Origin of the sequence: Streptomyces neyagawaensis, assembly GCF_023516595.1 — a bacterium.
In the GTDB taxonomy this organism is placed as follows: domain Bacteria; phylum Actinomycetota; class Actinomycetes; order Streptomycetales; family Streptomycetaceae; genus Streptomyces; species Streptomyces neyagawaensis.
This window is the reverse complement of the sequence record NZ_JAMGBG010000186.1, coordinates 1-19,540: the sequence shown is the minus strand read 5'-3', so window position 1 is coordinate 19,540 and position 19,540 is coordinate 1. Positions and strand designations below refer to the sequence as shown.

At 73.0% G+C, this 19,540-nt stretch carries 18 protein-coding genes and 2 pseudogenes; 7 read left to right on the top strand and 13 right to left on the bottom strand.

All coding sequences use genetic code 11. The annotated features are described in order from the left end of the window. Positions 1-199: 199 nt before the first annotated feature. From M8J73_RS45855 to sigE, 3 genes are all read right to left on the bottom strand, one after another. Positions 200-2,713 (bottom strand): S1C family serine protease, encoded by a 2,514-nt coding sequence (locus M8J73_RS45855; protein WP_420834084.1) that lies wholly within the window; start codon positions 2,711-2,713, stop codon positions 200-202. A 142-nt stretch (positions 2,714-2,855) separates the two neighbouring features. Then, positions 2,856-4,073 (bottom strand): anti-sigma factor family protein, encoded by a 1,218-nt coding sequence (locus M8J73_RS42340; protein WP_249829834.1) that lies wholly within the window; start codon positions 4,071-4,073, stop codon positions 2,856-2,858. After that, positions 4,070-4,786 carry an RNA polymerase sigma factor SigE gene (sigE, locus tag M8J73_RS42335; RefSeq protein ID WP_079054608.1) on the bottom strand — a complete coding sequence of 239 codons (717 nt, stop codon included), beginning with the start codon at positions 4,784-4,786 and terminating at the stop codon, positions 4,070-4,072. The genes M8J73_RS42340 and sigE overlap by 4 nt, the downstream gene beginning before the upstream one ends. A 357-nt stretch (positions 4,787-5,143) precedes the next feature. Between sigE and M8J73_RS42330 the strand changes: the two genes are divergently transcribed. After that, complete coding sequence (locus M8J73_RS42330; protein WP_079054609.1) at positions 5,144-5,761, top strand: O-methyltransferase; 618 nt, start codon at positions 5,144-5,146, stop codon at positions 5,759-5,761. 121 nt (positions 5,762-5,882) lie between these two features. Here M8J73_RS42330 and M8J73_RS42325 read toward each other — a convergent pair whose 3' ends face one another. Then, positions 5,883-6,050, bottom strand: coding sequence for a DUF3117 domain-containing protein (locus M8J73_RS42325; protein ID WP_003966491.1), 168 nt, complete (start codon positions 6,048-6,050; stop codon positions 5,883-5,885). Positions 6,051-6,428: 378 nt separating this feature from the next. Between M8J73_RS42325 and chcB the strand changes: the two genes are divergently transcribed. Next, positions 6,429-7,220 (top strand): 2-cyclohexenylcarbonyl CoA isomerase, encoded by a 792-nt coding sequence (gene chcB / locus M8J73_RS42320; RefSeq protein WP_055536531.1) that lies wholly within the window; start codon positions 6,429-6,431, stop codon positions 7,218-7,220. Between the two features lie 101 nt (positions 7,221-7,321). Here chcB and M8J73_RS42315 read toward each other — a convergent pair whose 3' ends face one another. Both M8J73_RS42315 and M8J73_RS42310 read right to left on the bottom strand, forming a co-directional pair. Then, positions 7,322-7,912, bottom strand: coding sequence for a DNA-3-methyladenine glycosylase I (locus M8J73_RS42315; protein ID WP_055536524.1), 591 nt, complete (start codon positions 7,910-7,912; stop codon positions 7,322-7,324). Then, on the bottom strand, positions 7,909-8,259 hold the full coding sequence (locus tag M8J73_RS42310) for a DivIVA domain-containing protein (RefSeq protein WP_055536525.1): 351 nt from the start codon (positions 8,257-8,259) through the stop codon (positions 7,909-7,911). The genes M8J73_RS42315 and M8J73_RS42310 overlap by 4 nt, the downstream gene beginning before the upstream one ends. Positions 8,260-8,378: 119 nt before the next feature. Here M8J73_RS42310 and folP point away from each other — a divergent pair, with 119 nt between their 5' ends. Further along, a complete protein-coding gene (gene folP / locus M8J73_RS42305; RefSeq protein ID WP_055536526.1) occupies positions 8,379-9,239 on the top strand; it encodes a dihydropteroate synthase in 861 nt (286 codons plus the stop codon). A gap of 53 nt (positions 9,240-9,292) precedes the next feature. On the opposite strand, the gene M8J73_RS42300 is transcribed toward folP, so the two are convergent. Together M8J73_RS42300 and dapE are read right to left on the bottom strand one after the other, a co-directional pair. After that, the gene (locus M8J73_RS42300) at positions 9,293-10,051 is read right to left on the bottom strand and encodes an LOG family protein (protein WP_055536527.1); all 759 of its coding nucleotides are present in this window, start codon (positions 10,049-10,051) and stop codon (positions 9,293-9,295) included. Positions 10,052-10,219: 168 nt separating this feature from the next. Further along, the gene (dapE, locus tag M8J73_RS42295; RefSeq protein ID WP_055536528.1) at positions 10,220-11,299 is read right to left on the bottom strand and encodes a succinyl-diaminopimelate desuccinylase; all 1,080 of its coding nucleotides are present in this window, start codon (positions 11,297-11,299) and stop codon (positions 10,220-10,222) included. A 119-nt stretch (positions 11,300-11,418) separates the two neighbouring features. Here dapE and M8J73_RS42290 point away from each other — a divergent pair, with 119 nt between their 5' ends. Both M8J73_RS42290 and M8J73_RS42285 read left to right on the top strand, forming a co-directional pair. After that, positions 11,419-12,432 (top strand): VldE C-terminal domain-containing protein, encoded by a 1,014-nt coding sequence (locus M8J73_RS42290; protein ID WP_206187730.1) that lies wholly within the window; start codon positions 11,419-11,421, stop codon positions 12,430-12,432. 393 nt (positions 12,433-12,825) lie between these two features. Continuing rightward, entirely contained in the window at positions 12,826-13,269 is a 444-nt protein-coding gene (locus M8J73_RS42285; protein WP_055536529.1) for a hypothetical protein, read from the top strand. Between the two features lie 65 nt (positions 13,270-13,334). On the opposite strand, the gene M8J73_RS42280 is transcribed toward M8J73_RS42285, so the two are convergent. Both M8J73_RS42280 and fdxA read right to left on the bottom strand, forming a co-directional pair. After that, on the bottom strand, positions 13,335-14,435 hold the full coding sequence (locus tag M8J73_RS42280) for a bifunctional succinyldiaminopimelate transaminase/glutamate-prephenate aminotransferase (protein ID WP_055536530.1): 1,101 nt from the start codon (positions 14,433-14,435) through the stop codon (positions 13,335-13,337). Positions 14,436-14,618: 183 nt separating this feature from the next. Next, positions 14,619-14,936: a ferredoxin gene (gene fdxA / locus M8J73_RS42275; RefSeq protein WP_004926152.1), complete on the bottom strand. Its 318-nt coding sequence runs from the start codon at positions 14,934-14,936 to the stop codon at positions 14,619-14,621. 140 nt (positions 14,937-15,076) lie between these two features. Between fdxA and M8J73_RS42270 the strand changes: the two genes are divergently transcribed. Together M8J73_RS42270 and M8J73_RS42265 are read left to right on the top strand one after the other, a co-directional pair. After that, the gene (locus M8J73_RS42270; RefSeq protein ID WP_249829833.1) at positions 15,077-16,144 is read left to right on the top strand and encodes a GNAT family N-acetyltransferase; all 1,068 of its coding nucleotides are present in this window, start codon (positions 15,077-15,079) and stop codon (positions 16,142-16,144) included. Next, on the top strand, positions 16,141-17,013 hold the full coding sequence (locus M8J73_RS42265; RefSeq protein ID WP_372504106.1) for a transglutaminase family protein: 873 nt from the start codon (positions 16,141-16,143) through the stop codon (positions 17,011-17,013). Before M8J73_RS42270 ends, M8J73_RS42265 begins: the two co-directional genes overlap by 4 nt. A 282-nt stretch (positions 17,014-17,295) precedes the next feature. Here the strand turns inward: M8J73_RS42265 and M8J73_RS42260 are convergent. The 3 genes and pseudogenes from M8J73_RS42260 to M8J73_RS42250 form a co-directional block, all read right to left on the bottom strand. After that, positions 17,296-17,562, bottom strand: a pseudogene (locus M8J73_RS42260) (response regulator transcription factor); the annotation flags it as partial. Further along, positions 17,562-17,822, bottom strand: a pseudogene (locus tag M8J73_RS42255) (ATP-binding cassette domain-containing protein); the annotation flags it as partial. The pseudogenes M8J73_RS42260 and M8J73_RS42255, both read right to left, overlap by 1 nt. 144 nt (positions 17,823-17,966) lie before the next feature. Further along, on the bottom strand, positions 17,967-19,540 hold a 1,574-nt coding region (locus M8J73_RS42250; RefSeq protein ID WP_249829832.1), incomplete at its 5' end, for a hypothetical protein.

The window sequence follows — 19,540 nt, the reverse complement described above, 5'->3', positions numbered from 1 at the left end:
GATGTCCTCGGTCCCGATCCGCGGGCCTCGGCAGGTCTTCCGTGGTCCGGGCCGGGTCCACGGTACCCGGCGATGCTGTCGAACCGGTACTGTCGGGCGGCCCCGGACCATGGTCACGCCACGGGTTTTCCCAGCTGTTTGCCTGACAGGAGGGGGCACGACTCCCCCTCCTGTGAAGTTGCTGTCACGCGCGCATGTGTCAGCCCCCGTCGGAGGAGCCCAGGGTCAGGGTGACCTTCTGCTCCCCGCCGTCCCGCTGGACGGTGAGTTCGAGCCGGTCACCGGGCCGGTGGGCGCGCACCTTGACGATCAGTTCGTCGCCGGAGTGGACGCGCTGCCCGTCGACCGCGGTGATCACGTCGCCCGCGCGGATGCCCGCCCGGTCGGCGGGTCCGCCCTCCTTCACGGTGCCGTCGCTGTCGTCGCCGACACGGGCCCCGTCACCCGAGTAGTCCATGTCGAGGGTCACGCCGATCACCGGGTGGGTCGCCTTGCCCGTGTTGATCAGTTCCTCGGCGACGCGCTTGCCCTGGTTGATCGGTATCGCGAAACCGAGCCCGATCGAACCGGCCTGGCCGCCGTCCGACTCGGAGCCGCTGCCCGCGGACCGGATGGCGCTGTTGATCCCGATCACCCGGGCGTTGACGTCGACGAGGGGGCCGCCGGAGTTGCCGGGGTTTATCGGCGCGTCGGTCTGCAACGCGTCGACGTACGACACGTCGCTGCGGTCGCCGCCGTCCCCGCCGGCCGTGATGGGCCGCTCCTTGGCGCTGATGATGCCGGAGGTGACGGTGTTGGCGAGGTCGAAGGGGGCGCCGATCGCGACGACCGGGTCGCCGACCCGCACGTCGTCGGAGTTGCCGAGCGGCAGCGGCTTCAGCTCGTCGACCCCCGACACCTTGACGACGGCGAGGTCGTATCCGCTGTCCCGGCCGACCAGGCTGGCGTCGGCGGTCTCACCGCCGCTGAAGGTGACCGTGATCTCGCCGTCGTCCCCGGCGGGCTCCACGACGTGGTTGTTCGTGAGGATGTGCCCCCGCTTGTCCAGCACGAACCCGGTGCCGGTGCCCTGCGCGTCGGAGCCGCTCACATGGAGGGTCACGACGCTGGGCAGCGCGCTGGCGGCGATCCCGGCGACGCTGTCCGGGGCGCGCCCGGTCGTCCCGCCGTCGGCCTGCGGCAGCTCGACCTCGCCGACCCCGCCGTTGCGCTCCAGATACGCCCCCACGGCCCCGCCGACACCGCCGGACACGAGCGCGATCAACACGGCGCCCAGCACGAGGATCTTCATCCCCCGCTTCCGCCGCCGCGCCATGTCGTCGACACCGGCCCCGTTCTGCTGCAACGACCCCGACGCGGACCAGGGGTCGTAGTTCCCCCAGGGATCCCGGGGCGCCTGGGAGGCCCCTTGGGGAGCATCCGCGAAGGGGGGCTGCGTCGAGTCTGGGTAGGGGGCGGCCGGGTTGCCGGGCTGGGGGGCGTCCGGGTGGGCGGGCGGCGTGGGCTGGGAGCCGCCCGCATACGGGGGCGATGTGGCGTGGGGGCCCTCCGCATACGGGAGCGCCGCGGAGTGGGAGCCGCCCGAGTACGGCGGTGCCACGGGGTGTTGGCCGTCCACATACGGGGGCGCCACGGGGTGTTGGCCGTCCGCGTACGCCGGCGGGGCCGCGTTTCCGTAAGGGGCGGGCGCCGGTGAGGGGGCGGCCGACGTGGCGTGCGTGCCGTTGGTCGAGTGGGCCGGCGGTGGGGTGTGCGCGGCGGTCCGGGGCGCCGCCATGGTGGTCGTCACGCCGGGCTCCGGGGGTGCGGCCGGGGCCGTCGCGCCGGGCGCCGGGGCAGCCGCTGGGCTGGGCACACTGGGCGCCGGCGTCCCCTGCTGAACAGTCGTACCGTGCGCCGGGGTTGTCGCCGGGTGCTGGACCGGCGGTGCGGGCGCCCAAGGGCCGGGCTCGCCGTAGGGCGGGGTGCTGTAGGGATCCGGGTCGTGCAGCGGCTTGGGGCGGTCCACGGCCGTTGCCGGGCCTTCGGCGGGGCCTTGGGCACCCATCGGCTCCGGCAGGCCCTGCTCCCCCACGCCCGCCTCGGCCACGCCCGCCTCGACCACGGTCGCCGGTGCCTCGTGACGCGGGAGCGGAGTCGTTTCGTCAGTCGTGGGCGCGCTCTTCTCCAGGACGAGCCGTGTGGTCGTCTGGTCCGCCTCGACGTGGGCGCTGCCCGCAGCCGCCAGTGCCGTCCCGCCCGTGTCGACGCTCAGAGTCGTCGTCGCGTCGGCGCCCCCGCCCGGGCCCGGGCGAACCGGCCGCTCCAGCTCGAAGTCACCACTGTCCGCGTCCGTACCGTCCGCACTCCGCGCCGAGCCGGTCGACGACGCGGCCTCCCCCGGCGGCTCGTCCTGTCGGGACGGTTTCACGGGGTCGGCCAGTTCGAAGTCGTCGTCGTGGGTGGGGCGGCCGGGGGCCGGTGTCGTCGCGGGTCGCTCCAACTCGAAATCGCCCCCGTCTCTCGCCCTGCCGCCCTCGTCGCTCGACCAGCGGGCTCCGTCACCCGTCGTGCCGCCCTCGTCGCCAGCTCTGTCGCCCCCGTCGCGTACCGCGTCCGTGGGCACCCCGTCGGCCCCCGAAGGCCCGCTGTGGTCCCCCGTCGTCCCGGCCCCCGCGCCGTGCGCTCGGGGTCGGCTCCACCACTTCCCCTTCGTGGGCTTCCCCTCGTTCATGTTCTCCCCACACCTGGGGCCCGTCCCAAGGACCGGCCCTACGCCCACCGTTCGCCGAGTGCCGCCGGCCGGAACCGGCCGGAGCGGACACGGCCCACTCTGGATTCAACCAGGTTCGCGGGCCGGCGCGCAGAACTCGGGGTCAGCGGAGGGCAGGGGAGGTGGGAGTGGGAGACGAGGTGGTGTCCGGGGCCCTCAGCAGGCCCGGAGCGGTGAGCTCGGGCGCCTGGGACCACGTCGTCAGCTGGAACGGCGGTGCCGCCGTGAGCGGACGTATCAGCGGGGACATGACGGCCGCGCCCGTGAGGACGGGCGTGGGCAGAGGGTTCACTGCCTCGCGGAGCTGTCCGCCCGGCGCGGGGATCCCGGGCAGCAGGGGCGCGGAGACCTCCGTCGGCGCCACCGACACCTCGGCCCGCTGGCCCTGTCCGAGGAGGGGGCCGAGGGTTCCCCGGCGGCGCTGCGCCTCGGGGCTCGTGGCCGCTCCGGTGGTCTGGGTCCGCAGAGGAGTGACGTTGCTGCCGGAGCCGGCGCCGCCCCGGGCGTCCACCGTCTCGGCGGGCACACCGGAGGTCATACCGCCCAGCGCGATCGCGGCCAGCGAGACCGCGCCGGCCGCCACGAACGCGAACCGCATACCGCGCGAGGCCGAACGCTCGGCCTCGTGCCGGCTCACGTCATGGATCCGAAAGCCGCGGTCACCCGTGGCTCCGCGCTCCTCGGCGGCCGTGTCCTGCCGGCCCTCGCCGCTGTCCCCGTCGGCGGAGAGCCTGCCGTCTCCGCCGAGGAAGCCGCGGTCGCCGGACGGGGAACGCCCGTTGAGCGCGCCTCGGTCGCCGAGGAAGCCCCGAGCACCGAGGAGGCCCCGGTCACCGAGGAAACCGCGTCCCCCCGTCAGGCCCCGGCCGCCGAGCAGTCCACGGCCTTCCGACGGTGAGAGCGCGCCGCTGTGCGGACCCGAGGGGACGTATCCGAAGGAGTCCCCGGTGGTACCGAAGACGCCGAAGTCGGCGAAGCCCCGGTTGTCGGAGGGGGTGAGCGGGAGTCCGGGGCCGCCGGGCGTCCCCCCGAGTCTCCCTCCGAAGCCTCCGCCGTCCAGCGGGGAGCCGCCGTCGAGGTCGCCGCCCGCCGGGAGCATCTGGAGCCGGGCCAGGAAGCTCTCGGAGGGAGGCGGCGGCGCGGCCTCCGCGAAGACATTCTTCAGTCGGCGCTGGGCGTCCGCCTCCGCCTTGCACTTCGGACACGTGGCCAGATGTGCCAGGACGCGTTCGCGCGCCTCATGACCGAGCTCTCCGTCGACCAGCGCGGAGAGTCGGTCTCCCAGATGCTGCTCAGCAGGGGTGGGCCGGGATCCACTCACGCGGTCGCGCCCCCTCCTCCCAGCGCGGGCACCCGGGGCACCGTGAAGCCGCGGCGCTGCTCGGCCCGGGCCTCCGGGGAGCGGTGCGCGAGGGCCTTGCGGAGCTGGGAGCGGCCGCGGTGGATCCGCGAGCGGACCGTACCGAGCTTGACGCCGAGGGTCGCGGCGATCTCCTCGTACGACAGTCCTTCGATGTCGCAGAGGACGACGGCGGCGCGGAACTCCGGCGCGAGGGTGTCGAGGGCCTGCTGGACGTCGGCGTCGAAATGCGCGTCGTTGAAGATCTGCTGCGGGGTGGGCTCGCGGCTGGGCAGGCGCTCGGCCGCGTCCTCCCCGAGGGCGTCGAAGCGGATGCGCTGCTTGCGCCGGACCATGTCCAGGAAGAGGTTCGTGGTGATGCGGTGCAGCCAGCCCTCGAAGGTGCCGGGCGTGTACGTCGACAGGGAGCGGAAGACGCGGACGAAGACCTCCTGGGTGAGGTCCTCGGCGTCGTGCTGGTTGCCGGTCAGACGGTAGGCGAGGCGGTAGACCCGGCCGCTGTGGGTGCTGACGATCTCCTCCCAGGTGGGCGGAGTCCACGCCTGCGCGTGCGCGTCCGTGGTGAAGGTCGCAGTCTGCGCTCCGTGTGCGGCGGCAGCGTCGGCGTGGGCGTGGTCAGCGGTGTCGTTCACGGATTTCGGCCTACCCGCCGATCCGAGGAAGCGCCGCAGCACTCCTCCCCGATCCACAGGCGCAGCCGCACCTCCCCTATCGGCTCTGGTGGTGTCCAGTGGAGCCCCTACCATAGCCACCTCGCCCGTTAGCTCCGGATAAGCGGTTTTACGAGAATTTGATGTGTGCCGATGTGCCTCATACGGCCGATCCGGCCGATCCGGCTCATATGGCTTTGTCAGCACCTGCACCGGCGCCTGCTCGCCGTACCGATCCATCACTTGACCCCCGTCGCGGCCCCCGTCACTCACTCATCCCTTTAAACGACCGGTCCCATCAGCAGGTTCCCGGCGGCAACGGATACAGTCACGCCCAGGCATCCGCGGGTACATAAGGAGAGGGTCATTACCGGCAACCGGCTGACGAGCTGGGCGTTCGCCGACGCCTTTGTCGCCGAGGACGACGCGCTGCGCTGGGCTCGCGACCGGGCTCGGGAAGCAGGGCTGCGCTCGGTGTCGCCCGGCACAGGCGCCGCGTTGAGCATGCTCGCGGCCTCAGTGGACGCGAAGGCGGTCGCGGAGATCGGTACCGGGACCGGCGTCTCCGGCATCCATCTGCTGCACGGCATGCGGCCGGACGGTGTGCTGACCACCGTCGATCCGGAGCCGGAGCACCAGCAGTTCGCCCGGCAGGCGTTCCGCGCGGCGGGCTTCGCCAGCAACCGCGCGCGTTTCATCCCGGGCCACGCCCTCGATGTGCTGCCCCGGCTCGCGGATGCCGGGTACGACCTCGTCTTCTGCGACGGCGACCGGCTGGAGAGCCTCGACTACCTCGCTGAATCGTTGCGTCTGCTCAGACCCGGCGGGCTGGTCGCCTTCGAGGGCGTCTTCGCCAGCGGCCGCACGGTCGACTCCGGTCCCCAGCCCACCGAGGTCATACGTCTGCGGGAGCTCCTGCGCACGGTCCGTGAGAGCGCCGAGCTGGTGCCCTCCCTGCTCCCTGTGGGCGACGGCCTGCTCTGCGCGGTCAAGCGCTGAGGGCTCCCGCCCCGCCTCCGTCGTTCACCCGGTACGTCCCCGGTCCGCCCGGTACAACAGCGCCCCGGCACCACCGAGGGGCGGTGCCGGGGCGCTGAGGAGATATGGGTCGCTACGCGCGTCAGCCGACGACCTTCTTGAGGGCGTCGCCGAGGGCGTCGGCCTCGTCAGGGGTCAGCTCGACGACGAGCCGACCGCCGCCTTCGAGGGGAACGCGCATGACGATGCCCCGCCCCTCCTTGGTCACCTCGAGCGGGCCATCGCCCGTCCGCGGCTTCATGGCCGCCATGCTCGTTCCCCTTCCTGAAACCAGCTCATCGCCAAAGCCGACGGCCCTGGAGGGCAGGCGCGGGCCCACCTGGGGACACGCGACACCGGCATCGAACACATTGCTTCCAGGCCATTATCCCGCATCTCACGACCCGATGACCAACATCAGTAGGCATCGCTTGGGCAACGCGCGCGAGCAAAACCACCCAATTCGGCGATGTGGCTGCGATACTGCGCCACCACACCGACTTCGGTCACCGCTCGGCCGATCGTGATTCTTTGACGCAGGTCACACGTCCGGCCCGCGCCACCGCCAGTGATCTCCGACATGCTGTGCTGTGACGCAGGGCGTACCGACCAGTACGTCACCAGCCGCGACACCGGAGGGGTAACCGCCATGGCCGACACCGTGCTCTACGAGGTGCACGACGGACTCGCGACGATCACGCTGAACCGCCCCGAGGCGATGAACGCGCTGAACATCGCGACCAAGGTCGCGCTGCGGGAGGCCGTGGAGTCCGCCGCCGGGGACGACGCGGTGCGGGCCGTGCTGCTGACCGCCGCCGGGGACCGGGCCTTCTGTGTGGGGCAGGACCTCAAGGAGCACATCGGGCTGCTCGTCGAGGACTCGACGCAGGTCATGAGTACCGTCAAGGAGCACTACAACCCGATCGTGAAGGCCATCGCGGGCATGGCGAAGCCGGTGGTGGCGGGCGTGAACGGGGTGGCCGCCGGGGCCGGCCTGGGCTTCGCGCTGGCCGCGGACTACCGGGTGGTCGCCGAGACCGCCGCGTTCAACACGTCGTTCGCCGGGGTCGCGCTCACCGCGGACTCCGGGGTCTCGTGGACGCTGCCGCGCGTCATCGGGCCGGGCCGCGCGGCCGATCTGCTGATGTTCCCGCGCAGCATCAAGGCCCAGGAGGCGTACGAGCTGGGGATCGCCAACCGGATCGTGCCGTCGGCCGCCCTGTCGGAGGCGGCCGAGCAGGTGGCGCGGATGTTGGCCGAGGGGCCGACGGTGGCGTACGCGGCGATCAAGGAGGCCATGGCGTACGGGTTCTCGCACTCGCTGGCCGAGACGCTGGACAAGGAGGACGAGCTCCAGACCCGGGCGGGGGCGTCGGAGGACCACGCGATCGCCGTGCGGGCGTTCGTGAACAAGGAGACGCCGAAGTACCTGGGCCGCTGAGCCCCGGCCCGGCGGCCGCTCACTCACTCGAAAGGCGCGCTCCTCTGGCGGGGGCGCGCCCTTCTCCTCCTCTGGAAGTCCGTATCAGTCCAGCGGCACGCCTACAGCGGCGTCCCTCTCGCCACGCAGGTCTCCAGGTGGTCGTCGACCAGGCCGCACGCCTGCATCAGGGCGTATGCCGTGGTCGGGCCGACGAAGCGGATGCCCTGCTTCTTCAGGGCCTTCGACAGGGCCGTGGACTCGGGGGTGACCGCGGGGACGTCGGCGAGGGTCTTCGGGACCTGGCGGGTGGCCGGGTCCGGGGCGTGGGACCAGATCAGGGCGTCCAGATCACCCGGGGACCACTGCGCGAGGACCCGGGCGTTGGCGACCGTGGCCTCGATCTTGGCGCGGTTGCGGATGATGCCGGGGTCGGCGAGGAGCCGCTCCTTGTCGGCGTCGGTGAAAGCGGCAACGTCGGCGATCCTGAAGCCGGCGAAGGCCGCGCGGAAGCCCTCGCGGCGGCGGAGGATGGTGATCCAGGACAGGCCGGACTGGAACGCCTCCAGGCAGAGCCGCTCGTACAGCGCGTCGTCGCCGTGGACCGGGCGGCCCCACTCCTCGTCGTGGTACGCCACGTAGTCCTCGGTGGACAGGGCCCAGGGGCAGCGCGGGGCGCCGTCGGGACCGGCGACGGCCGTGCCCTCGCTCACCGGTGCTCGCCCTCCTCCGGCTTGCGCAGGGACGTCATGGTGGCCGCGCGGGCGTCGGCGAGCGCGGACTCCAGGTCGGCGATCCGGGCGTCCCGCTCGGCGATCTCGGCGCTGAGGCGGCTGAGGGCGTCGTCGACGTCCACCATGCGGTAGCCGCGCACGGCGACCGGGAAGCGGAGGGCCTCCACATCGGCGCGGTTGACCGGGCGGTCGGCCGGCAGCGGGTCCTGGAGCCGCTCGGCCGGGGCCTCGGGCAGGGCGGCGCTCTCGCCGCCGCCCACCACGGCGAGCGTCACCGCGGCCACCACGACCGCGAGCGCGACGACCAGGAACAAGAACATGAACATCGCTGGGGTCCCCTCGACTGTGTCCGCTCCGATCGTGCCATGCGAGTCTGACAGTTAGGGTCGCAGGCGGTTGGGCAGGGCGGTCAATCGGCGGGACGTACTGGGAGAGGGCACAGCGGATGCTCAGGCTGGGCAAGCGGGAATTCGGCACGCACGAGCCGGTGATCATGGCGATCGTGAACCGGACCCCCGACTCCTTCTACGACCAGGGCGCGACCTTCCAGGACGAGCCGGCGCTCGCGCGGGTGGAGCGGGCGGTCGCCGAGGGGGCCGCGATCATCGACATCGGCGGGGTGAAGGCCGGGCCCGGCGAGGAGGTCACCGCCGAGGAGGAGGCGCGGCGGACGGTGGGGTTCGTGGCCGAGGTGCGGCGGCGGTTCCCCGACGTGATCATCAGCGTCGACACCTGGCGGCACGAGGTCGGGGAGGCCGTCTGCGAGGCCGGGGCGGATCTCCTGAACGACGCGTGGGGCGGGGTCGATCCGCGGCTGGCGGAGGTGGCGGCGCGCCACCGGGTGGGGCTGGTGTGCACGCACGCGGGGGGCGCCGAGCCCCGTACGCGGCCGCACCGGGTCGAGTACGACGACGTCATGGCGGACATCCTGCGGGTGACCGTGGGGCTGGCCGAGCGGGCCGTGGCGCTGGGGGTGCCGCGGGAGTCGGTGCTGATCGATCCCGGGCACGACTTCGGGAAGAACACACGGCACAGCCTGGAGGCGACCCGGCGGCTGGGGGAGATGGTGGCGACGGGGTGGCCCGTGCTGGTGTCGCTGTCCAACAAGGACTTCGTCGGGGAGACCCTGGACAAGCCGGTGAAGGAGCGGGTGGTGGGGACGCTGGCGACGACCGCGGTGTCGGCGTGGCTGGGGGCGCGGGTGTACCGGGTGCACGAGGTGGCCGAGACCAGGCAGGTGCTCGACATGGTGGGGGCGATCGCCGGGCACCGGGCTCCGGCGGTGGCCCGGCGGGGGCTGGCGTAGCGAGAGGCAGGGGGCTGCTCCCCTGCCTCTCGATCACGGGTGGGCGGGCTCGGTCAGCGGCCCGCCTCCTTCGAGACCAGGGCCACTGCCTCGTCCACGTCGTCGGTGACGTGGAACAGGGTCAGGTCCTTCTCCGCGGCCTTGCCCTCGGCCACGAGCGTGTGAGTGAGCCAGTCGACCAGGCCGCTCCAGTAGGACTCGCCGAAGAGGACGATCGGGAAGCGGGTCACCTTCTGGGTCTGGACGAGGGTGAGGGCCTCGAAGAGCTCGTCGAGGGTGCCGAGGCCGCCGGGTAGGACGACGAAGCCCTGGGCGTATTTGACGAACATCATCTTCCGGACGAAGAAGTAGCGGAAGTTGAGGCCGATGTCGACGTAGGGGTTGAGGCCCTGCTCGAAGGGCAGCTCGATGCCGAGTCCGACGGAGGTGCCGCCGGCTTCGAGGGCGCCCTTGTTGGCCGCCTCCATGGCCCCGGGGCCGCCGCCGGTGATGACGGCGAAGCCCGCCTCCACGAGGCCGCGGCCGAGCCGGACGCCCGCCTCGTACTCGGGTGAGTCGACCGGCGTCCGGGCGGAGCCGAAGACGCTGATGGCGGCCGGGAGTTCGGCGAGCGTGCCGAATCCCTCGATGAACTCGGACTGGATGCGCAGGACCCGCCAGGGGTCGGTGTGGACCCAGTCCGAGGGGCCGCCCGCGTCCAGCAGCCGTTGGTCGGTCGTGCTCGCCTGCACCTGGGTGCGTCTGCGCAGCACCGGCCCCAGCCGCTGCTCCTCCGGTGGCTGGTTCTTGCCCTCGGGGTTGCCGGTCGCCATGTCCGCTCCCTCCGCCGTGCTGGTGGTTCGGTTCAGCGTAGATCCACGCGGGTTACGGAGGGGGGACGCGAGCGTGTCCGCCCCGATCCGTCACCGACGCGTTCCGATCCCCGCCGATATGCGCTGATTCATCTCCAGCGGGTACCCGGCCGAATCCATTCCCCCGCCTCAGGCCGTGAGCCAGGCCCGCAGGCGCTCCTCCCCCGCGAGGATCTTCGCGGTCTCCACGCGTTCGTCCCGCTTGTGCGCCAAGTGGGGGTTGCCCGGGCCGTAGTTGACCGCGGGGACGCCGAGGGAGCTGAAACGGGAGACGTCCGTCCAGCCGTACTTGGGGGAGGGGGTGCCGCCGACCGCCTCGATGAAGGCGGCGGCCGCCGGGTGGGAGAGGCCGGGCAGCGCGCCCGGGCTGTGGTCGTCGACCACGAACTCCTCGACACCGCAGTCGGCGAAGACCTCACGGACATGGGCGATGGCCTCCTCCTCCGTGCGGTCGGGCGCGTAGCGGAAGTTGACCGTGACCACGCACTCGTCGGGGATGACGTTGCCGGCCACGCCACCGGAGATGCCGACCGCGTTGAGGCCCTCGCGGTACTCCAGGCCGTCGATCAGCGGGTAGCGCGGCTGGTACGCGGCGAGGCGGGCGAGGATGGGGGCGGCGGCGTGGATGGCGTTGGAGCCCATCCAGCCGCGGGCGGAGTGGGCGCGTTCGCCCTTGGTCCTCAGCAGGACCCGCAGGGTGCCCTGGCAGCCGCCCTCGACCTGGCCGTCGGAGGGCTCCAGGAGGACCGCGAAGTCGCCCTCCAGCCACTCGGGGTGGGCCTCGGCGATGTGCTTCAGGCCGTTCAGCTCGGCGGCGACCTCCTCGTTGTCGTAGAAGACGAAGGTCAGGTCGCGGTTCGGGGAGGGCACCGTGGCCGCGATGCGCAGCTGGACCGCGACGCCGGACTTCATGTCGCAGGTGCCGCAGCCCCACAGGACGCCGTCCTCGTCGAGACGGGAGGGGACGTTGTCGGCGATGGGCACGGTGTCGATGTGGCCGGCCAGGATCACCCGCTCCGCCCGCCCCAGGTGGGTGCGGGCGACGACGTTGTTGCCGTAGCGCTCGACCGTGAGGTGCGGCAGGGCGCGCAGCGCGGTCTCGATCGCGTCCGCGAGCGGCTTCTCGGTGCCGCTCTCGGAGGGGAAGTCGACGAGCTGCGCGGTCAGCCGCGCGGCGTCGAGCGTGAGGTCAATCGGGGTGTCGGCCATGGCCCCGACCCTAACGCGCCGCGCTCACGGATCCGGCTGCCGACCGGTTCCCGCCGCCCGCCAGGAGGTTGTCCACAACCGGGGGCACGTTCCCATTACCCTCCAGTACCTTGTACGGCGTGCCAGAGTCGTACACCGTTTCTCCTCATCCTCGTGCCCGTCGACGCGGTGGCTGCTTCCTGCGTTTCGCGGCGGCCTTCGTCGTGCTGCTCGCGCTGGGGGCGTATCTGACCATGCAGTATCTGACCGGGGGCAACGGCACACCGAAGTGCACGGTGGTGTCGGCCGACGACGAGAAGACGTCGTACGAGTTCACTCCCGAGCAGGCGGCGAACGCGGCGACGATCTCGGCCGTCGGCACCTCCCGTGACCTGCCCGAGCGGGCCGTGACGATCGCGCTGGCGACCGCGCTCCAGGAGTCCGGTCTGCGGAACATCGCGCACGGCGACCGGGACTCGCTGGGGCTGTTCCAGCAGCGTCCGTCGCAGGGCTGGGGCACCGAGCGGCAGATCCAGGACCCCGTCTACTCGGCGGGCGAGTTCTACGAGCACCTGGTGAAGGTCTCGGGCTACGAGAAGCTGCCGCTGACCGTGGCCGCCCAGAAGGTGCAGCGCAGCGGCTACCCGGACGCCTACGCCAAGCACGAGCCGGACGCCACGCTGCTGGCCGCGGCGCTGACCGGCCGGGCGGCGGCCACGCTGACCTGCGAGGGGCGCCAGGAGGCGTCCGCGACGGCGTACGGCGGCGGGCCCGAGGCGGTGCGCAGCGCGCTCGCGCGGGACTTCGGCGACAAGATGTTCGAGACGGCCGGGGCGGTGGTGAAGTCCTCGCTCTCCGCCGCCTCCGCGACCACCTCGGCGGCGTCCAGCGCCGCGCCGGCGACCGGGGCGAGCCCGAGTCCGGCCGTGTCCGCGCTGACGATCCCGGTGTCGGACTCCGGGGGCGCCGACGACGTGCGGCGGCGCGGCTGGGAGCTGGCGCACTGGGCCGTGGCGAACTCCTCCCGGCTGGGCGTCCAGCGCGTGACGTACGCCGGGCGGGAGTGGGTGGCCGAGGGCCGGGCCGGCGCCTGGCGCAAGGCCGCGGCGGCGGGCGGCTCGACGGCCGAGGTCCGCATCGTCACGGGACGGTAGGGGCCGCGCCCGGACGGGACGCCCGCGGGCGGCGGTCCGAATCGTCCCTGGACAGCGGGGGGCGGGGCTCACCCGTCGGAGGTATGCGCGGCGCGTCGGGTGGACGGGGTGCGCGGGTTTTCCCCTGCTCACCCCCGCCTCGGCGGATTCCTTGGGAGCGCGGGGCTGTAAGGATTCGGCAGACAGTCGGACCGCGCGTCATTCAGCTGCTTTTGTCCGCATTCGATAATGCGACGCATTGCCAACTCTTTACGTTGGGCCGCCGCAACCTTCACGGACTTCGAGCGGTAGTCACTGCGTCCGAGCCCGGAACGATCACGCCGACAGCCATTCGGCGGTCAACTCCCGGGCACGGTCGGACACTTCACCGTTCTCTTCCGTCAAAGGAGCACCATGTCCCTCCCCCTGACCCGCCGGATCGCCAATGCCGCGCTGCTGACCGCAGCGGGAGCGGCCTCCGTGGTCGGTGCGGCCGGCTCCGCGAGCGCGGCGCCCGAACTCCCGGCCACCCCGGACCTGGGCGGTCTGTCCGCCGTGGACGGGACGAACGCCGGCAACACCGCGGACGGCGCGACGCAGAGCGTCACCGGCGTCGCGAGCAACGTCGGCGGCAAGGCGGCCAAGGAGACCCTGCCGACCGTGAGCAAGACCGGCGGGAAGACCGTCAAGAAGACGACGCCCGTCGCGCAGAAGACCGCCGGGGACGCCGCGGGCACCGCCGGGGCGGCTCTGGGCGACACGGCCAAGGGCGCGACGAAGGGCGGCCTGCCGACGGACTCCGTCGCCAAGGGCGGCCTGCCCACCGGCAAGCTGCCGGTCAAGAGCCCGCTCGGCTGACACCTGCTCCAGCGCGAAGGGGCCCGGGGATGTCCCCGGGCCCCTTTGGCGTCGTCCGGCGGGGACTACGCCCCGGTCAGCCGGGCCACCGCCGCCGCGACCCGCTCGTCCGTGGCGGTGAAGGCGACGCGAACGTGGTGCTCGCCCGCGGAGCCGTAGAAGTCACCGGGGGCGACGAGGATGCCCAGGTCGGCGAGGTGGGCGACCGTGGTCCAGCAGGACTCGTCGCGGGTGGTCCAGAGGTAGAGGCTGGCCTCGCTGTGCTCGATGCGGAAGCCGTGACGCTCCAGGGCGGCGCGGAGGGCGGCGCGGCGGGCGGCGTAGCGGTCGCGCTGCTCGCGGACGTGGGCGTCGTCGCCGAGGGCGGCGACCACGGCGGCCTGAGTGGGGGCCGACGTCATCATGCCGCCGTGCTTGCGGATCTGCAGGAGCGGGTTCAGGACGGCCGGGTCGCCCAGCAGGAAGGCCGCGCGGTAGCCCGCGAGGTTGGAGCGCTTGGAGAGGGAGTGGACGGCCACGATGCCGTCGTACGAGCCGCCGTTGACGTCCGGGTGCAGGACCGAGACGGGGTCCGCCTCCCAGCCCAGCTCCAGGTAGCACTCGTCGGAGAAGAGCAGGATGCCGTGCTCGCGGGCCCAGGCCACGATCCGGGTCAGCTCCTCCTGGGAGAGGACCTTGCCGGTGGGGTTGGACGGCGAGTTCAGCCAGAGGAGCTTCAGGCCCTCGGGGTCGAGCCGCGTCGGGTCGTCGTAGACCTCGTACCCGGCGCGGGCGAGGCGGGCGCCCACCTCGTACGTCGGGTAGGCGAGGCGCGGGTACGCGACGCGGTCGCCGGGGCCGAGGCCCAGCTGGGTGGGGAGCCAGGCCACCAGCTCCTTGGAGCCGACGACCGGCAGGACATGGCGGTGGGTGATCCCGCGGGCGCCGAGGCGGCGCTCGGCCCAGCCGGTGATCGCGTCCCGCAGCTCGGGGGTGCCCCACACGGTCGGGTAGCCCGGCGAGTCCGCGGCGGCCACCAGGGCCTTCTGGACCAGCTCGGGGACCGGGTCGACCGGGGTGCCCACGGAGAGGTCGACGATGCCGCCGGGGTGGGCGGCGGCCGTCGCCTTGTACGGCTCCAGCTTGTCCCAGGGGAAGGTGGGGAGACGATCGCTGACTGCGGACACGGGATCTGGCTCACTTTCTCGTACGGACGCTCCGTACGGGCCCGTGGGACGGGACGCGGGCGTACGTACTGCTCGTACGGCGAACGCCTCGGCCCCGTACGGCGATCATGTGATCGGACCGTACGGGACCGAGGCGGCGCCTGCAGCGGGCCGCCGGCCGGGCGGGCCCGCGGCGTCGCTTCCTCAGGCCTGCGGCGGCAGGGCGGCGATGAAGGGGTGGTCGCGCTCGATCAGGCCGAGCTTGCTCGCACCGCCGGGAGAGCCGAGCTCGTCGAAGAACTCGACGTTCGCCTTGTAGTAGTCCTTCCACTCCTCCGGAGTGTCGTCCTCGTAGAAGATCGCCTCGACCGGGCACACCGGCTCGCAGGCACCGCAGTCGACGCATTCATCCGGGTGGATGTAGAGGGACCGCTGACCCTCGTAGATGCAGTCGACCGGGCACTCCTCGATGCACGCCTTGTCCTTGACGTCGACACAAGGCTGCGCGATGACGTAGGTCACGCTGTCGTTCCTCCTCGATAGGGCGCTGGCGGGCCTCCTCAGGCTCCGCCGCCTGGCGCGCGGGAGCGCGGCGTCGTCGATGCCCGCCCCTAGTATCTCCGTTCCTGGGCATGATCCGAACAGGAGGGGTGAACTGACCTGTGGAAATCTCTGCCGGTGGACGTCTCGAGATCCGGGTTTCCGCCGCTGACGTGGGAAAACGCGTCTCCGTGCGGCGGGTTGCCGAGGATGCCGTCGCGGGTCGGAAATTCACCGACACGGTTGGTGTTCTCACATCATGGGACGACGGCGTGCTGCTGATCACCCGCAGGGACGGGGAGCGCGTCCGGATCGAGGAGTCGTCGCTGGTGGCGGGGAAGGTGGTGCCCGCCGCGCCCGCCCGCCGACGGGGACCCGCGGCCTCGTACGAGGAGCTGGCGCGGGTCTCCGCGCGGGCCTGGCAGCCCGTCGAGCGGGAGTCCCTCGGCGGCTGGGAGCTGCGGGCCGCCTCCGGCTTCACCCGCCGCGCCAACTCGGTGCTGCCCCTCGGCGACCCAGGCATACCCCTGGACGAGGCGCTGACGGCCGTACGCGGCTGGTACGCGGCCCGGGGGCTGCCCGCGTATCTGCAACTGGCGACCGGCGCCGAGGGCACCCAGGAGCTGCTCTGCGCGGAGGTGGAGGACCGCGGGTGGATCCGTGAGGTCACCGCCGAGCTGTGGATCGGGGCGCTCGCGCCCGTCGCGGACCGGGAGGCGCCCGCGGTACGGCTCTCCCGGACGGCGGACGAGGCGTGGCTCAGCCGCTACCAGCGCAAGGGAGTCAGTGAGGTCGCGCTGAAGGTGCTCGGCAGCGGGCCCTCGGTGTGGTTCGCGACGGTCCCGGGGGCCGAGGGTGCCGCGCCCGCGGCGATCGGACGGTGCGTCGTGGACGGGCGGTGGGCCGGTTTCGCGGCCGTGGAGGTCGATCCGGCGCGCCGCCGGGAGGGCCTCGCGACGACCGTGATGGCCGCGCTGGCCGAGCGGGCGCTGGACGAGGGGGCCTCGGCGGGCTGGCTCCAGGTCGAGACGGACAACGCGGGCGCACGGACGCTGTACACGGGCATGGGCTTCACCGCGCACCACGCGTATCACCACTACCGGGCGCCGGAGAACGGGGCGGCCGAGGGGTCGGGGGGCGGGGCGTCCGAGGGGTTCGGGGGCGCTTCCGAGTCGTCCCGGTCGTCATGAGCGGGCAGTACCCCGGCATGGGCGCGCCCCTGCCGCCGGAGCCGGAGCGGGCCGCCGAGGTGCGGCGGCGGTTCGCCGCCGAGGCGCGGGCCGAGCGGCCCGACCTCGCCGCGCTGTGCCTGCTCGTGGGCGCCGCGGGCGACGGGGCGCTGGACGACGCCGGCCTCGACGCCGCGCAGATCGAACTGGACCGGCTCGCGGGGCTGCTGCCCTACCGTCCCGGCGGGCCCCGGGCATGGGCGCTCGCGCTGGCGGGGCTGCTCGGCGAGCGGTGCGGGTACCGCGGCTCCGCCGCGGACTACCAGCGGCTGGAGTCGTCACTGCTGCACCGGGTGCTGGAGCGGCGGCGGGGGCTGCCGATCCTGCTGTCGGTGGTGTGGATGGAGGTGGCCCGGCGGGCGGGGGCCCCGGTGTACGGGGTCGCGCTGCCCGGGCACTTCGTCGTGGGGTTCGGCCCCGCGGAGGAGCAGGTGCTGGCCGATCCGTTCGACGGGGGGCGGGTGCTCAGCGGGAGCGACGCGGAGACCCTGGTCGCGGGGGTGACGGGGGGTCCCCTGGAGCCGGGGATGCTGCGGCCGGCCGATCCGCTGGACGTCGTGCTGCGGGTCCTGAACAACGTGCGGGCGTGGGCCGCGGCCCGGCCCGAGCGGTCGGACGTGGCGTTGTGGGCGATCGAGTTGTCGCTGGCCCTGCCCTCGCATCCGGCGCGGCTGCGGTACGAGTGGGCGCAGTTGCTGGTGCTGCGGGGGGAGTTCCTGCGCGGGGCCGCGGAGTTGGAGGCGTACGCGGAGGTGGTCGCGGAGGTGGACGACAGCGCGGCGGAACGGGTGCGGCGACAGGCGGGGGCGGCTCGGGCGCGGTTGAACTGAGAGGCGGCTTCAGTGGGGGCCTGGTGCGGCTTCCGGCAGGGGCCGGGTGCGTGTCCTCGCCGTAGGGGCTTGTGTTCGTTGACGGCTGCGGGTACGTCGTGGTCGGTCGCGCAGTTCCCCGCACCCCTGGGGTGGCTGCCACTGGCCGGCGGCTACCAGGTCCCGTCGAGCCGCCTCGCCGTTCCATCGCCCGCCCGCCGTGCCGCCTCGCCTCTTCCACCACCCGCCCACTGACCACCTCGGCCCCCTCTCCCCCCGCTGAGTTCCTTCGACCCTCTCCCCCTACAGCCAGCCCTTCTCCCGTGCGGTCCGTACCGCCTCCCGGCGGTTGCGGACCGACAGTTTCTGGATCGCTGTGGAGAGGTAGCTGCGGACCGTGCCCTGGGAGAGGTGGAGGGTCTCGGCCGGCTCCGCGTTCGTGGCGCCGTCGGCTGCCGCGCGCAGCACCTCGCGTTCGCGGTCGGTCAGGGGGTTGGCTCCCTCGGCGAGGGCCGCTGCCGTGAGGGTGGGGTCGATGACCCGTTCGCCGGTCAGGACGCGGCGTACGGCATGGCGCCGACGCGGCCGGTGACGATGGCCTCGCGGGGGCTGGTGCCGAGGACGCGGACGGTGCCGGTGTCGGGCTGCTTCAGGCCGAGGAGGAGGTCGAGGGTGGTGGACTTGCCCGCGCCGTTCGGGCCGAGCAGGGCGACGGTCTCCCCCGGGTGCGGCGCGAGCGTCAGTCCGTCGACCGCTCGCACGCTCCCGCAGGTCTTGCCCACCCGCTCGAACCCGACCACCGGGGTGGTCGTGACCGCTGTTGTCGTCAGGGGAACCAGGGTGTCGGCGCGGGCCCCCTCGGCGGCAGTGTCGGTGGTCCTGTGTGCCGCATGACAGAAGTCATACCGCCAGGGGTGACACACGGGCAGGGGGCACCCGGTGTGTCATCGGGTGCCCCCTGCTCGCGTGCTCGGTCAGGTCGGGTTCGTGTCGATCACGGCGACCCGGTCGGTCTTGCTCTTGAGGGCCAGCCGGAGGGCGCCGTAGACGTCCTTGGCGTTGACGGGGGTCTTCTCGCCGTTGGCCCGGGTGATCAGGACACCGTTGAAAGTGCCGCCGTAGAGCTCCACCAGGGCCTTCTCGTTGTAGGAGTCGACGAGCTTGCCGTCGACTGCCTTGACGGTGAGGAACTTCCAGAGGGAGTTCTCGGGGCTGAGCTTCACGGAGTGCGCGGCGTCCGTCTGCACGGTGACGAAGCCGGACATCGCCGGCTGCGCGAACTCCTTCATGAACCGGTCGACCTCGGCCTTGTCGACCGACGGCTCCTTGGCGGTGGTCGGCAGGCTCACGGCGGGGGTCGTACCGGTCTCGACCTGGGTGCGGTAGGCCTTCTCGACGGCGTCGGAGGACTGGTCGACGGCGATGCCCTTGCCGGCCTTTCCGTAGACGGGGACGGCCTTGCCGGGCTCGTACTTCACGGTGCCGTCGCTCGACGAGCCGGAGCTGCCCGCGGCGCGCTCCAGCGCGGCCCGGAGCTTCTCGGAGTCGACCGGCATGACGGGCTCGACGACCCGCTTCTGCCCGAAGAGGGAGCCGATCACGGAGACCGGGTTGTAGTCGCTGACGGCGGCGACGCGGACCGTGTCCTGCATGTCGAACTGCAGTCCGGCCTGGTCCGGGCGGAGCGTGACCGTCTCGCCGTCGACCGTGAGCTTCAGCTCCTTGTTCGTATGGGCGGCGAAGGCCTTGTCCAGCTTGTTGACGGCCTCGTCACGGGTGCCGCCGCCGATGTCGACACCGAGGACGGTGGTGCCCTTGGGGACGTCGGAGTGGTTCATGAGGAGACCGGCGCCGTAGACACCGCCGGCGAGGACGACCACGCCGCCGCCGAGGAGCGCCAGCTTGCTGCGGCCCTTCTTCTTGGCGGGCTTCGCCGCCTTCGGGGCCTTGCCGCCGGAGGGCTTCTGCTGCTGCGCACCGGGGTCGGGCAGCTTCGGCGGGGTGTGCCGGGTCGCGCCGTCGACGCCGCCCGGGCCGAAGGGGGCGCCCTGGGTGCCCGGGGGCACGACGGGGATGCCGCTGGTCAGGGTGTGCCCGGACGGGTTGTCCAGGGGGCCGGGGCCGCCGTAGCCGGGGGCGCCGGACCCGTCGGCGGGCCGCTGCGGGGTGAGGACCGCGGTGTCGTCGCTGAGTCCGCCGCCGGGCTGGGCGTAGTCCGCGCCGACCGGGGAGGTGAAGTCGGCGGCCGGGCCGAACGGGTCGTTCGGGGCCGGGGGCGGGCCGAGGGGGCTGTCACCGGTGACGGGGCCGCCGGTGGGGCCGGAGGGGCCGCCCGTGGTGCCGTTGCCGGAGAAGTACGGCAGGTCCTCACGGTCGGACGTGGCGGCGGCGAGCGCGGCCGACACGTCGAAGGAGCCGGTGCCGCCGCCGTGGCCGGGAGCCACCGGTCCGGCGCCGGTGGCACCGGGGAGCCCGGCGCCGTTGGTACCGCCGGGCCGGGGGGCGCCGCTCGCGCCGGGGCGGGGGCCGCCGGGCTGGGCGGAGGGCG